Below are 13,590 nucleotides of genomic sequence, written 5' to 3' on the forward strand. Positions count from 1 at the left end.
CGAAGATGAGTGAAATGCAATTCGGCAAGGATTTCCTGTGGGGCGGCGGATTTGCGGCGAATCAGATGGAGGGGGCGGCGTTTGAGGATGGAAAAGGTCTGTGCGTCGCAGATATTAACGAATATCAAAAAGACATTCCATTGGAGAAACGCAGCAACGCTGAAATCACGACCGCAGTCATTCAGAACGCGGTCCATGCGGAAGGACGGAATTTCCCGAAACGCCGCGGAATCGACTTTTATCATACTTACAAAGAAGACCTGAAACTTCTGGGAAAGGACGGACTGGGGCTGACGTCGTTTCGGACGTCGATCAACTGGGCGCGGATTTTTCCGCAGGGCGATGACGCCGAGCCGAATGAAAAAGGGCTGGAGTTTTACGACCGCCTGATTGACGAAATTCTGGCGAATGGGATGGAGCCGATGATCACGATGTCGCATTACGAGATGCCGCTGGCTCTGACGCTGAACTACCGCGGCTGGTATTCAAAAGAGACGATCGGCTTTTTCGAGAAATACGGGAAAGTGCTGCTCGACCGGTATCATGATAAGGTCAAAAAATGGATTCTGGTGAATCAGATCAATCTGATCACGCACGAATCGTTTAATCATCTCGGCATTGCCAGCGATCAGGTGGACAATCTGGCGGAAGCGAAAATGCAGGGCGTCGTCAACGAGATGATCGCCTGTGCGGGGATTACCGAATATGCCCATAAGCATTATCCGGATAACGAAATCGGGATGATGTTATGCGGTGGTCCGGCCTACCCGGCAACGTGCCGGCCAGAGGATGTGCTGGCGACGGTGCGGCATAACCAGATGGAATACTTCTACGGCGACGTGCTGCTGCGCGGAAAAATTCCCGGCTATGCGCTGCGCTATTTTAAAGACAATGGCTGGAAGATTCGTATCTCGCCGGCGGAAGAGGAGAAATTGCGTCATCACTGCGACTTTTTCAGCTTTTCCTATTATTACACCCGGTTGTGCGATCAGGCCCATTTTGAACAGGGCAACGAAGTGTTCCGCAATCCGGAGCTTCCCGCTAACCCATGGGGCTGGTCGGTGGATCCGCTGGGCCTGCGCACGTTTCTGAATTTGTTTTACGACCGCTATCAATGCCCGATTTATATCACGGAAAACGGGATCGGATTGTTCGATCAAATAACGGAGGACGGTCATATTCATGACGACTATCGGCCTGCGTTTTACCGTGAGCACATCCGGCAGATGAAGGAAGCGCTGGCGGACGGCGTGGATCTGCGGGGGTATTATTTCTGGGCTCCGCTGGACATCGTCAGCTGCTCGTCCAGCGAGATGAGTAAGCGGTATGGTTTTATTTACACGGATATCGACGACGAGGGAAAGGGAAGCGGCCGGCGGATTCCGAAGGATTCCTATACCTGGCTGAAAAAAGTGCTCGCTTCCCGGGGCGAAGATTTAGATTGATTCTTCAATCAAGCCCGGTACAGGAAAGGACACTATGGAAAAAAGAAAAAATTGTTTGTTTTTTATTGCGGACCAGCTGCGGGCGGACAGTCTGAGCTGTCTGGGCAATACCGAGCTGACGACGCCGAATTACGACGCGCTGGCCAAGGAAGGGATTCTGTTCGAAAATGCGTTTTGTCAGTCGCCGATCTGCGTTCCCAGCCGCTGCAGCTTTAATACCGGCTGGTATCCGCACACCAACGGTCATCGGACGATTCATTACTTTCTGGAGAAGGACGACCCGAGCCTTTTGAAATCCTTGAAAAAGAATGGTTATCATGTGTATTTGATGGGGAAATCGCATTATTTCAACCGTCAGGACGAAGCGGAAATGCGGGCGACCTGCGATCTTGAATATATCGGTTATGAAATGAGCACGAATGCGATTCATCGCATCGGCCAAACTGTTTCGCCTGCCGAGATTGCGGAGAATCCGCATTATTATTCCTTTTATTTCGGCGAGATGACACAGGCGGAAGCGGCGAAAACGCAGGATGATCTGGTAATCGAGCGGACGCTGGAGATGATCCGGAACAAGGAGCTGAAAGAGCCGTTCTGCCTGTATGTTTCGCTGAATCTGCCGCATCCGCCCTATGAAGTGGAACAGCCGTGGTTTTCGCAGGTTGACCGTGGTCAAATCCAACGTAAAACACGGAATATTGAAGAGCTGAAGGATAAGCCGAGCCTGCTTTATCGGATCCGGAAGAATCAGAATCTGACGTCTTTGACTGACGCGGATTTCCGGGAAATCCGGGCAACATACTACGGAATGGTCGCGAAGCTGGATCATCAGCTCGGCCGCGTGATCGGCGCGCTGAAAGCGGAAGGCTATTACGATGATACGCATGTGATCGCGTTTGCGGATCATGGCGATTTCACGGGGGATTATGGGCTGGTGGAGAAAACTCAGAATACGTTTGAGGATTGTCTTGTGCATATTCCATGCATGATCCGTCCCGCCAAGGGTACCCCGTATCAGGCACGGACTTGTTCTGCAATGGTGGAGTTGAACGATATGCCGCAGACGGTTGCGGAGCTGATGGGCTATGAGCTGGACTATACGCAGTTTGGAAAATCGCTGACCTCTTTGTTTCAGGATGATGTTGAGCTGCATGAATACGTCTTAAGTGAAGGTGGTCGAATCAAAGGTGAAAAACAGGCGATGGAGGGCTACACCGGCCGGGAGTCAATTTACTGGCCGCGTCTGGAAGCGCAGACCCGAATGCCGGAGCACACAAAGGCGTTCATGGTTCGCGGCCCGCGCTATAAATATGTCTATCGGCTGTTTGAAAAAGATGAATTTTATGATTTAAGTCAGGATCCGTTTGAGGAAAAGAACGTCGTCGACGACAAGCGTTACAGCGCGGAAATCGCAAAGATGAAGGATTGGCTGTTGAAAAAGCTGATTGAAACAACCGATAACGTACCGATGAAAACGATGCTTCCCGGCCGGACCTATGGCGAGGAATAACAAGCGTAAGCATGAGGGCGTGGTTTTTCGCTAACGCAACCGTAGCTCAGCGGGATTGAGCATCATTCTCTCAAGGTTTTATGCTACAAGACTAGAATGTAGCTTATATTTTTAATGAAACCACCTGATACACTGAGTTTTCAGTAATGATCATGGTGGCTTTTTCATGCTTAAAAGGATTGATATACTTTTGAACATCAGGAAAAATGAGTGAAAAAAGAGCGAAAAGAATCAAAATAAATAAAAAGAAAATGCAAAGAAAAAGCTGAAAGAGACTTCAAAGGCTCTTACTCGGAAATGGGTAATCAACACATCTAAGGTAAGCGTCAAATCCAACCCATACACAAAAACGTATCTCTAGGATGACAACACACGAAGATCACCTGTGCCGTTTTTCAATGAAAATAAATTTATTTTAAAACGAAAAAGCATAGAATATTCCAAAGTTTTTATGGTTTTTCGGTAAAAACTATTTACTGAAGCGTAGTTTTTTTGGCTATACTATTTGTGATAAACAGGGGGGCGATATGATGATTATAAGATCACAGTATATGGAACTGCTGAAAACCTACCGTGATGTACCGCTTGTAAAAATACTGGCCGGCATCCGACGCTGCGGAAAATCCACTATTTTAGAAATGCTGCGGGATGACCTGCAGAACAACGGCGTTGCCGCAGATCATATTATCAGTATGTGTTATACCTCGGAGGATTTTGACGACGGTATGACGGATAAAAATATGTATGAAGGCATCAAGGCGCAGATGAATAGCGGTGGACGATATTACCTTTTTCTTGATGAAGTGCAGGAAATCGACGGTTGGGAAAAAGCGGTGAACAGTCTGCTTGAAAATACCGACACCGATATTTATGTAACCGGCTCCAATTCAAAATTGATGTCCAGCGAAATTTCAACCTATCTGACAGGGCGATATATTTCTATTCCGGTTTATACCTTGTCTTTTGCAGAGTACTTGGAGTTTAAAAAACAAAGCGGTCTTTCAACGAGAGAACTTTTGAATGAATATATCCGGTTGGGTGGTTTCCCCATTGTTGCACTCGGCAGCTTTGACGAGCGTGCTGCTTATCAGATCGTAGAGGGCATTTACAACTCTGTCATAACAAGCGATATTACAAAACGGCACAATATAGCGAATTTTGATTTGTTCAACCGTGTTGTTCGCTTTATTGTTGAAAATGTAGGAAAAACCTTTTCTGCGAATGCAATCGTGAAGTTTCTGAAAAGCGAGGGGCGTTTCCTGTCTGTTGAAGCAGTTTACAACTATCCGAATTGGCTGGAAAAGGCTTTTGTAATTTATCGCTGCCAGAGATACGATTTACAAGGAAAATCTGTACTGAAAACGCAGGAGAAGTTTTATCTTGCCGATTCTTCTCTCCAATTCTGCATCATCGGCTTTAACCCCAAGTCTATTGCAGCCATGCTCGAAAACATCGTTTACTTTGAACTACGGCGAAAAGGCTATGATGTTTATATTGGCAAAAATGAAACAAGAGAGATCGATTTCGTAGCGGTGCGTCGTGATGAACGGATTTACGTTCAGGTGTGCCGCAGACTGCCGGAGGAATCTGATCGGGAGGTTGCCAATCTCCTTGAAATTAAAGACCACTACCCAAAATATGTGGTAACGCTGGACGAACTGGCTGCCGGAAATATCAACGGTGTTAAAATTGTGCATTTGGCGGATTTTTTACTTGAGGATGAATATTAAAAATTAAAAAGGATGTGACAAGACTGACAGAAAACAAGTATCACTTTCAACAATGAACATTAACAGACAGTATTGCTTTGAAAGCCGAGAGTGTAAATCCTTGATGAAATTGAATTCTTATTCCCAATTTTCGGTTAAGAGAAAGTCACGAATATTCTGGTGCTTGATGCTGTTCCTGCTCAAATTCAATTCATCCATGGAAACTATGTATTTTGAATAGTGATCACGGATCAAATCATAGACGCTGAATTTACGTTGGATTGTTTCCTCAGAAGCCAAACGATATGTAACTTGAATATACAATCTTGAACCTTTTTTATCACAGATAAAATCGACTTCTTTTTCTGCGGCTCGGCCTACGGTCACAGTATAACCCGGCGCAGCAATTCCATACAAACAATATTCTCCAGAATTAAATTGATATCTTTAAGATTTCCGTCATAGATTGCTTCGCGAATTCCATAATCGGCAATGAAATATTTTTAAATTATACCCTGAAATATCTAAGGGGTGTATTATTTTATCAGTTCTATCTGATAAAAAATGAAGTGAATTATTTCTTTTATAACTGATAATTTACGAATTGTCCTTCGATATTCTTTTCTATAATCTGTTTAGAATGAAGCTCTATTATAAAGTGATCTAATTGACGATAATTAAATCGAAGAGAATGATTTTATCCAATGTATAGTCCAGCCGGTTGACCTGTGATCTGCTGCCCGGCTATTTTCGTAATGGGAATCATGTAAAAGTACTTATGAACCGATTGGCGGGCGCTGAGGATTCATCACTTCGATGATTTAGCGGCAGTATCCCTGACCGATTCAACAGGCCGGTTGGTTTCCATGTGATAAAAAAGCCCAGGTCCCAACTGAGTCGTCAGCTGGACTTTTTTGGTAATCACAAAACCTGCCCTTTCATAACAAGCCACAGCCCGCTGATTCCACGTCCTGACTTCCAGATACAAAGGCTTGTGCGGCCAGCGCTGTTTGGCAATCGCAATCGCTTCCCGGGTGATCGCCGTGCCGACGCCGCGGGAACAAACCTGCGGATGAACGCCGATACCAAAAAAAACCTCCGTTTCTTCCTCCAATAAATTAACAAAGCCGATCAGCTGATCCTGTTCAAAGAAACTGATGAAATGCTCGCGCTGACTGGCGGGAATTTCTGAGAACCGTGGTTCATCATAGATTGCGTATTCGCCGGGATAGCGCCACTGTTCGATCAGCCGGGCGTCGGCTTCGCTCATTTTCCGATAATTCATAACCCACCTCTTTCATAATCACTCTGTTGGCAAGAAGAATTCGGGAAGATCTCGTCGATCAGCTGATCGGCGTGCGTCCCGTTTAAATACACGAAATTAAACTCCCGCTGTTCGCTCAAGCCTTCCAGCGAGAAGGTCGTCAGCTCGGGATGACCTGCGGCGACGGCGGAATAGGCGAAGGAAACGCCGAGGTTTTCACTCACCATCCGCACGATCAGGGCGAAATTGTTGACGCAGATGATCCGTCCGATTTTATCCAGTGAATACCCGCTCTCCTGCAGTGATTTCTCAAAGATCGCGCGTGTTCCGGATCCCGCTTCACGCAGGATGACGCTTTGATCGGCCAGGGCTTCACCGGTGACTTTTCTGCCCGCAAAGGGATGATCGCGATGACACAGCCCGACAAACGGAGCAGATTGAAAGCGCCGGTAGCCGTAACGGCTTTTATCGAAGCTGCCCTCCACCAACGCGAAGTCCAACTCCTCCTGATCCAGACGGTGAAGCAGCTCGCGTGTGTTTTCCACCACGATTTCCAAGGTGCGGTCAGGCCGCTTGAGGAAGCGGCAGAGATCTTCGCCGATGATGAATTCGCCGATCGTTTTGGTTGCGCCGAGGCGGAGCGTCAGAATTTTGGGAGCGGACAGTTCCTGGCGCATCCGCTGGTCGTTATACACGGCGGCGCGGGCATACTGCGCCAGCTTTTCCGCTTCCGGGGTGCGGTACAGACGGCTTCCGTCATAAGTGAACAGCCGGCAGCCATATTCCCGTTCCAGCGCATGAATCTGCTGAGTGACGGCAGGCTGGCTGAGTTTCAGCTGTTCGGCAGTGCGGCGGTAATTCATCAGTTCATAAAGCGCTAAAAAGGTTGGGATTCGATAATCAATCATGGGTTCACCTCATAAGAAAAACGAATCAACAGATAAGTATTAACAATTTTCTTTTATTATAGACCCTGTGCTATAATTTTACAACGTGAGAGACTGTTCAATGATTGTACAAAATCACAGTCTGATAAGGAGGAGCTGGGTATGAAAGTATTAGTGATCGGCGGCGTCGCGGCCGGGACCAAAGCGGCGGCCAAGATCAAACGTCAAAACCGCAGCGCGGAGGTAAAAATTCTGACGCAGAGCGCGGATATTTCCTACGCTGGATGCGGTCTTCCGTATTATGTCGGAGGGATGATTGAAAGCCGGGAGGAATTGATCGTCAATACCCCGGAAAAATATACGGGACTGACGGGCGTGGAGGTCGTGACCCGCTGTGAAGTGACAAGCGTCAATTTCCAGGCGAAAACCGTCACGGCGCTGTGCCAGGGACAGACGTGGCTGGAAAGCTATGACAAGCTGGTCATCGCGACCGGTGCGACGCCGTTTGTTCCGCAGGTGGAAGGCATCCGGCTGCCGGGTGTCTTTACGATGCGGACGCCGGATGACGCGATCGCTTTGCGGTCTTACGTTCAGGACCGGCATTGCCGCAGCGCCGTCGTGGTGGGCGCGGGCTTCATCGGCTTGGAAATTGCGGAGAATTTACAGGCTCAGGGTCTGGCGGTCACCGTGATCGACGCGGCGGATCAGATACTGCCGAAGATTTTCGATCCGGAAATGGCGGGATATGCCCGCCGGCGTCTGCGCCAGAATGGCATCCGGGTTCTGACCGGAACACCGTTAAGCGAGATCACCGGTACGGAACGGGCGGACGGCGTGCTGGCTAACGGCACCCGGATCGGCGCGGATCTGGTCGTGCTGGCGATCGGCATCCGTCCGGCGACGACGTTCCTGGGCGGCAGCGGTCTGGCGATGGAAAAGGGCGCGATTGTCGTTGATGAAATGATGCGTACCAACATTCCTGACGTCTATGCCGCCGGCGACTGCGCGCTGGTAAGGAACCAACAGACCCGTCAGCCTCAGTGGTCGGCGATGGGATCGACGGCCAACATTACCGCGCGGGCTTTAGCCTGCACGATGACTGGAACGGAAACGGCATATGGCGGCTGTCTGGGCACCGGCGTCGTGCGCTTGGGCGAAGGCTTTAACGCCGGCCGCACCGGCCTGACGGAAGCGCAGGCCCGGGAAGCTGGCTATGAACCGGTCACGGTGGTCTGCGCCAGCGATGATAAAGCACACTATTATCCAGGTTCTTCCTTCTTTATGACAAAATTGATCGCCGATCGTTCGACGCATCAGCTTCTGGGCATCCAGGTGCTGGGCAGCGGCGTCGATAAAATGATCGACATCGCCGTAACGGGCATTGCCGCGGGCATGACGCTGGAAGCGTTCAACAGTCTGGACTATTCCTACGCACCGCCGTTCTCCACCGCGATACATCCGTTTGTCCAGGCTTGCCTGGTCTTGGAAAATAAGCTGTCCGGTGCGATGATGTCGATGACGCCGGCGGACTATGCCAATGGAGCCGCAAAGGACTATCAGGTTGTCGACGTGCTGCCGAAGCCGACGATCGCCGGCGCAAAATGGGTGGATCTGGCTCAGGTCAACGGTCCGATTGAAGGTCTTGACCGCGATGCCAAACTGTTGTTGGTCTGCAACCGCGGCCGCCGCGCGTATCTGCTTCAGAACCGGCTGCGTCACTTCGGCTATACCCAGACGGTCGTCCTGGAAGGCGGCGTCACGATGAATGAAGTGAAGGTGCAGTTTGCTGGGGCGGCGATTCCGCCGGATGAAATCAAGCGCGTCAAGGGCTTGGGCTGTTTACAGGATAAGCGTTATCCGGATCGCTTCAACGTCCGCGTGATCACCCGCAACGGCAAGATCACCAGTGAGGAACAGCGCAAGATCGCCGAAGCGGCTGAACTGTTTGGAACCGGCGAAGTCACGATGACGACGCGCCTGACGTTAGAAGTCCAGGGTGTTCCTTACGCGAATCTGGACGCGCTGATGACGTTCTTAAACGATGTCGGGCTGGAAACCGGCGGCACGGGATCGAAGGTTCGTCCGGTCGTTTCCTGCAAGGGCACAACCTGTCAGTATGGTCTGATCGACACGTTCCAGTTAAGTCAGAAATTACACGATCTGTTTTATATCGGCTATCATGATGTCGTGCTGCCGCATAAGTTTAAGCTGGCAGTCGGCGGCTGTCCGAACAACTGCGTCAAGCCGAATCTGAACGATTTAGGCATCGTTGGGCAGCGGATCCCGGAGATCAACATGGCGAAGTGCCGCGGCTGTCAGGTTTGTCAGATTGAGAAAACCTGTCCGATCGGGGCGGCGAAGATGGTCGACGGCAAGCTTCAGATCGACGCCGACCTGTGCAATCATTGCGGACGATGCGTATCCAAGTGTCCGTTCAAGGCGATTGAAGAAAGCACCTACGGCTATAAAGTTTACATCGGCGGCCGCTGGGGCAAGAAGGTCGCGGAAGGCAAACCGCTGTCGCGGATCTTCACGAGCGAGGAAGAAGTGCTGGCGTTAGTCGAACGGGCGATCCTGTTCTATCGCGATGAAGGGATTACCGGCGAACGCTTTGCCGATACGATCGCGCGCTTGGGCTTCGATTATGTGGAAGACAAGCTGCTCAACGGCTCGATCGACAAGGACAGCATCCTGAAGAAGACGGTTGTCGGCGGAGCGAAGTGCTAGTTTGGTCATGCTTGACGGTTGGGTAAGCGCGGCGTTTGGAACCGCCGATCCGCAGCGGTTTGAGCGCTGCTTCGCCGCTGTGCATCAGTCCGCGGTTCAGCAATTTCCCCCGCTTCCTAACGCGCTGGCACTGACCAGTCCGCGGATTCAGGCGCATCTGGCAGCACAGGGAAAACCGCTGCCGTTAGTCGGCGAGGCGCTGAGCCAGCTTGCAGAACAAGGCTGCCGGCGCGTGGCAGTGAACAGTCTGTTGTTAGCGGAAGGCGCGGAGTGGGATAAGCTGCAGAGTGAGGCGGAACAACGACGGGCTGATTTTGATCAGCTGATCCTGATTCCGCCGCTGTTACCCTCAAGAAGTCAGGCTTGCGCTCAGACGCTGGACGCACTGTTTCCCGCCGAGCCAGGGGTGACCCGGGTTTTGTTGGGACATGGCTGCGCGCAGGGAGCGAATTCGGCTTATGCCGTGCTGCAGACACAGCTGAGAGCGGCGGGCCGCGATGATCTGTCGATCGCGCTGCTGCATGGCGATCCAAGCTTAGGCGAGCTGCTGGAAAAATGGAATCAAAGCGGAGCCCGGCGGATTGAACTGAATTTTCTGATGTTGTGTGCAGGTCATCACGCTCAGGAAGTCCGGCAGGAAAGCCGGGGCTGGGCAGCGGCTTATCCCGCGCTGTTCGTGACGATCTCCGATCTGGAACTGGGCAGCTGTCCAGCTTTTCAGGAATTGTTTCTTTCATTCACGGAAGAAACGGTATTTAATGGATAGACAATGAAATACTAAAAGACGAGCGGCAACGCTCGTTTCGCTTACGAATTGAGATTTGCCATACCGCAATGTCGGGCGAGGGCTTTAAAATAATCTTCGTGAGTCGGCTGACGTTCAATCTTGACGATCGAATGTTGGCGTGATTATTGACATTTCAACGATCAGGCAGGCTTCCCGGATTTGAAAAGAATCCGGGAAGCGGACTGCCGCAGTCCGCAGGGACTGCGTTTTTCCGGCTGTGATGCGCCGGAGAAATGATGAAATCAGGAGGATTGAAGATGAGCAGAAAACCGGACATTTTTTTGTCTGAATTTAAAGTGAAAAATAAAGCGGTCAAGGTTCTGGCCGTGCTGATGATCCTGGCGGTGGTGGCCGGCTGTCAAACAACACCGGCGGCGGCACCGCAGCCGGAAGAAAACGCGGCAGCTGCAAGTTATCCGCTGACCTTTACCGACGCGCTGGATCGGGAAATCACATTGTCCCAGGCCCCTCAACGGCCGGCGGTGTTGTTTTCCTCGTATGCCGAGCTGTGGCAGCTGGCGGGCGGGGACGTCGCGGTAACGGTCGGCGACAGCGTGAAACGCGGATTTGTCAACGCTGAGACGCCGCTGGTGGACGATGGCGCCGGGTTAAAGATCGATGCGGAGCAGCTGATCGCCCAGCAGCCGGACTTTGTGATCGCTTCGGCGGATATGGGTGCGCAGGCTGAGCTGTGCGGTCAGTTAAGCGGCTATGGGATTCCATGCGCGGCCTTGAAAGAGGAAAGCTTTGCGGATTATCTTTCCTTATTAAAATTATTCACGCAGATCACCGGGAATACTGAGGCCTACAAGACCTACGGACTCAACGTCCAGCAAGAGATCGAGACGCTGCTGGCGGAAGTGACGCAGGCCCGCTGGGGCCAGGAACCGATCTCGGTCTTATTTATCCGGGCGGGCTCAGGCTATTCCGCGACAAAGGCGAAAACGGCGAAGGATCACTTCGTCGGCGGCATGCTGGAGGAACTGGGCGCGGTCAACATCGCGGATGAAGCCGGCGCTTTGTCCGAGGGACTGGCGTTGGAAAGCATTCTGCTGAATCAGCCAGATGTGATCCTGATCGTTCCCCAGGGCAATGAGGAAGCGGCCCGAGCTTATATGGACAGCCTGCTTCAGGAAAGCGGCTGGCGTGATCTGGAAGCGGTGAAAAACGGCCGCTGCACCTATTTGTCCAAAGACTTGTTTCATTATAAACCCAACGCCCGCTGGGCTGAAGCCTACCGCGTGTTAGCCGGCCTGTTGTATCCGGAGAGCTTTTCATGAAGATCAAGAAGAAACGGGTTCTGATCCTGTTTCTCTTTCTATTCTTAGCGGTGCTGGGACTGAGCGGACTGGCGCTGGGCAGCGCCCGGTTTCCGCTGGATGAGGTGATCGCCGTCTTTACGGGCGGCGGCGATCCGACGGTGCGGCTGATCGTGCTGCAGCTGCGGCTGCCGCGGGTTGCCGGGGCTGTGCTGGCCGGCGTGGGGCTGGCGGTCTCCGGTCTTTTGCTTCAAAGCGCGACGGGAAACGATTTGTGTTCGCCGAATATCATCGGCGTGAATTCCGGCGCGGGCTTTGCGGTCATGGTTCTGCTTTGCCTGTTCCCGATGGCGTTTGCGGTTCTGCCGCTGGCGGCGTTTGCGGGCGCGTTGTTCACGACGTTTCTGGTGTTGGGAATTTCGGTGAGCGCGGGCGGACATCAGTCCAAGTCGACGGTGCTGCTGGCCGGGGTCGCGGTCAGCTCGCTGCTCAGCGCCGGGATCTCTTTTCTTTCACAGCTGGTTCCCGACGCGCTGGCGTCGTATTCGGCGTTTTCGATCGGCGGATTTTCCGGCGTTCAGGGGGCGGATCTGGTTTTCCCCACGATCATGATCGGAGTGGGAACGGGTCTTGCCTGGGGATTAGCACCGCAGTTAAATCTGTTGTGTCTGGGCGATGAGCTGGCCGCCACGTTAGGCGTAAGGGTCAAAGCGCTGCGGTTGATCTGTCTGATTCTGGCCAGCGCGCTGTGCGCGGCAGTAGTTACGTATGCCGGGCTGCTGGGGTTTGTCGGCTTGATCGTGCCGCATCTGGCGCGGAAGCTGGCGGGTCATGACCTGCGGATGCTGGTGCCGGTGACCGCGCTGTTGGGCGCGAATTTAGTCGTGCTGTCGGACTTAGCGGGACGGACGCTCTTTTCCCCGGCGGAATTGCCGGCGGGGATTCTGATGGCGCTGTTGGGCGCGCCGTTCTTCCTGTTTATCCTGTTCCAGCGGCGGGGGCGTTATGCTTAGGGCCCAGCAGATCAGCCTGCGGCTGGGATCTAAAACCATTCTCAAGCAGGTTGATTTTCAAGCGGAAGCGGGTCAGATCACGGTGCTGCTAGGGCGCAATGGCAGCGGTAAGACGTCGCTCTTGCGATGCCTGGCGATGACGCAGACCCGCTGGCACGGTCAGGTGACGCTGGACGGCTGTTCGCTGCGCTCTCTGACCCCGCAGGAACGATCCCGCCGGATCGCACTGCTGCCGCAGGTGTTGCCGCGGCCGCCGATCACCGTGCGCACGTTGACGAGTTACGGCCGTCAGCCCTATCTGGGATGGGGCGGACAGTTAAGCGCTGCGGATGAACAGAAAGTACAGCGGGCCATGGAACAGGCCGAGATCGCGGCGCATGCGGAGGATTTAGTCTGTCACTGTTCCGGCGGCGAACGCCAGCTGGCTTACTTTGCGATGCTGCTGGCGCAGGATACGCCGGTGGTGCTGTTGGACGAACCCACGGCCAGTTTGGACATGGAATACCGCCGTGTTGTCTATGCGCTTTTGCGCCGGATGAAGGCGGAAGGCAAAACGGTGGTTTTGATTCTGCACGAGCTGGCGGATGCCGTCGAACTGGCCGATCAGATCTGCGTACTGGATCAGGGGACGCGGGTGTTCACGGGCACGCCGGAGGATTTTCTGATCAGCGGTCTGCCGCAGTCTGTTTTTGGGCTATGTCCAAAACAGGTCAAGGATGAAACAGGAAACGAGTTTATTCTGTTCCGGCCGCTGAATCAAGGCGGGGAATAGCTTGACCTTAAGATAAAAAGGAAAAACCAGACAGTTTCGGAAAACGCCTCGGCGAGATCACGGATTTGTCTGGTTTTTAGTATCACTTTGATTGTCCATTCCTGTTTTTAAACATTTTGGATTGCGGTATCATCCTGAAAACATTGAAAATGTGAATACGATATTATTTAAAATTCTAGAAAATGTGTGATAGAAATGCTATAAAAATCTTGAAAAC

The 13,590-nt window shown here is 52.2% G+C and carries 11 protein-coding genes; 8 read left to right on the forward strand and 3 right to left on the reverse strand.

Annotated features, from left to right (window positions below):
* Nucleotides 1-5 precede the first annotated feature (5 nt).
* From AC5OW4_RS01835 to AC5OW4_RS01845, 3 genes are all read left to right on the forward strand, one after another.
* A complete protein-coding gene (locus AC5OW4_RS01835; RefSeq protein WP_195395602.1) occupies nucleotides 6-1,445 on the forward strand; it encodes a glycoside hydrolase family 1 protein in 1,440 nt (479 codons plus the stop codon).
* Nucleotides 1,446-1,479: 34 nt separating this feature from the next.
* Complete coding sequence (locus AC5OW4_RS01840; protein ID WP_195395601.1) at nucleotides 1,480-2,955, forward strand: sulfatase family protein; 1,476 nt, start codon at nucleotides 1,480-1,482, stop codon at nucleotides 2,953-2,955.
* Between the two features lie 551 nt (nucleotides 2,956-3,506).
* Nucleotides 3,507-4,685 (forward strand): ATP-binding protein, encoded by a 1,179-nt coding sequence (locus AC5OW4_RS01845; protein ID WP_295770841.1) that lies wholly within the window; start codon nucleotides 3,507-3,509, stop codon nucleotides 4,683-4,685.
* Nucleotides 4,686-4,802: 117 nt separating this feature from the next.
* Here AC5OW4_RS01845 and AC5OW4_RS01850 read toward each other — a convergent pair whose 3' ends face one another.
* The 3 genes from AC5OW4_RS01850 to AC5OW4_RS01860 form a co-directional block, all read right to left on the reverse strand.
* Complete coding sequence (locus AC5OW4_RS01850; RefSeq protein ID WP_195395600.1) at nucleotides 4,803-5,081, reverse strand: ATP-binding protein; 279 nt, start codon at nucleotides 5,079-5,081, stop codon at nucleotides 4,803-4,805.
* A gap of 391 nt (nucleotides 5,082-5,472) precedes the next feature.
* Nucleotides 5,473-5,949 carry a GNAT family N-acetyltransferase gene (locus AC5OW4_RS01855; protein ID WP_195395599.1) on the reverse strand — a complete coding sequence of 159 codons (477 nt, stop codon included), beginning with the start codon at nucleotides 5,947-5,949 and terminating at the stop codon, nucleotides 5,473-5,475.
* The gene (locus AC5OW4_RS01860) at nucleotides 5,946-6,836 is read right to left on the reverse strand and encodes a LysR family transcriptional regulator (protein WP_195395598.1); all 891 of its coding nucleotides are present in this window, start codon (nucleotides 6,834-6,836) and stop codon (nucleotides 5,946-5,948) included. The genes AC5OW4_RS01855 and AC5OW4_RS01860 overlap by 4 nt, the downstream gene beginning before the upstream one ends.
* Before the next feature lie 141 nt (nucleotides 6,837-6,977).
* On the opposite strand from AC5OW4_RS01860, the gene AC5OW4_RS01865 reads away from it, so the two are divergent.
* The 5 genes from AC5OW4_RS01865 (at nucleotide 6,978) to AC5OW4_RS01885 (ending at nucleotide 13,373) form a co-directional block, all read left to right on the forward strand.
* Nucleotides 6,978-9,542: an FAD-dependent oxidoreductase gene (locus AC5OW4_RS01865; RefSeq protein WP_493676576.1), complete on the forward strand. Its 2,565-nt coding sequence runs from the start codon at nucleotides 6,978-6,980 to the stop codon at nucleotides 9,540-9,542.
* A 7-nt stretch (nucleotides 9,543-9,549) separates the two neighbouring features.
* Nucleotides 9,550-10,308 carry a sirohydrochlorin cobaltochelatase gene (locus AC5OW4_RS01870; RefSeq protein WP_195395596.1) on the forward strand — a complete coding sequence of 253 codons (759 nt, stop codon included), beginning with the start codon at nucleotides 9,550-9,552 and terminating at the stop codon, nucleotides 10,306-10,308.
* 278 nt (nucleotides 10,309-10,586) lie between these two features.
* Nucleotides 10,587-11,609 (forward strand): ABC transporter substrate-binding protein, encoded by a 1,023-nt coding sequence (locus tag AC5OW4_RS01875; protein WP_195395595.1) that lies wholly within the window; start codon nucleotides 10,587-10,589, stop codon nucleotides 11,607-11,609.
* The gene (locus AC5OW4_RS01880; protein WP_195395594.1) at nucleotides 11,606-12,601 is read left to right on the forward strand and encodes a FecCD family ABC transporter permease; all 996 of its coding nucleotides are present in this window, start codon (nucleotides 11,606-11,608) and stop codon (nucleotides 12,599-12,601) included. The genes AC5OW4_RS01875 and AC5OW4_RS01880 overlap by 4 nt, the downstream gene beginning before the upstream one ends.
* Entirely contained in the window at nucleotides 12,594-13,373 is a 780-nt protein-coding gene (locus AC5OW4_RS01885) for an ABC transporter ATP-binding protein (RefSeq protein ID WP_195395593.1), read from the forward strand. The genes AC5OW4_RS01880 and AC5OW4_RS01885 overlap by 8 nt, the downstream gene beginning before the upstream one ends.
* Nucleotides 13,374-13,590: the final 217 nt, after the last annotated feature.

The sequence above is a fragment of the Holdemania sp. genome (assembly GCF_986127675.1).

What these genes read in the sequence shown, in the direction of transcription:
- AC5OW4_RS01880 (WP_195395594.1), top strand. Translation starts at nt 11,606, where the DNA reads ATGAAGATCAAGAAGAAACGGGTTCTGATCCTGTTTCTCTTTCTATTC.
- AC5OW4_RS01835 (WP_195395602.1), top strand. Translation starts at nt 6, where the DNA reads ATGAGTGAAATGCAATTCGGCAAGGATTTCCTGTGGGGCGGCGGATTT.
- AC5OW4_RS01870 (WP_195395596.1), top strand. Translation starts at nt 9,550, where the DNA reads ATGCTTGACGGTTGGGTAAGCGCGGCGTTTGGAACCGCCGATCCGCAG.
- AC5OW4_RS01845 (WP_295770841.1), top strand. Translation starts at nt 3,507, where the DNA reads ATGGAACTGCTGAAAACCTACCGTGATGTACCGCTTGTAAAAATACTG.
- AC5OW4_RS01875 (WP_195395595.1), top strand. Translation starts at nt 10,587, where the DNA reads ATGAGCAGAAAACCGGACATTTTTTTGTCTGAATTTAAAGTGAAAAAT.
- AC5OW4_RS01860 (WP_195395598.1), bottom strand. Translation starts at nt 6,836, where the DNA reads ATGATTGATTATCGAATCCCAACCTTTTTAGCGCTTTATGAACTGATG.
- AC5OW4_RS01865 (WP_493676576.1), top strand. Translation starts at nt 6,978, where the DNA reads ATGAAAGTATTAGTGATCGGCGGCGTCGCGGCCGGGACCAAAGCGGCG.
- AC5OW4_RS01885 (WP_195395593.1), top strand. Translation starts at nt 12,594, where the DNA reads ATGCTTAGGGCCCAGCAGATCAGCCTGCGGCTGGGATCTAAAACCATT.
- AC5OW4_RS01855 (WP_195395599.1), bottom strand. Translation starts at nt 5,949, where the DNA reads ATGAATTATCGGAAAATGAGCGAAGCCGACGCCCGGCTGATCGAACAG.
- AC5OW4_RS01840 (WP_195395601.1), top strand. Translation starts at nt 1,480, where the DNA reads ATGGAAAAAAGAAAAAATTGTTTGTTTTTTATTGCGGACCAGCTGCGG.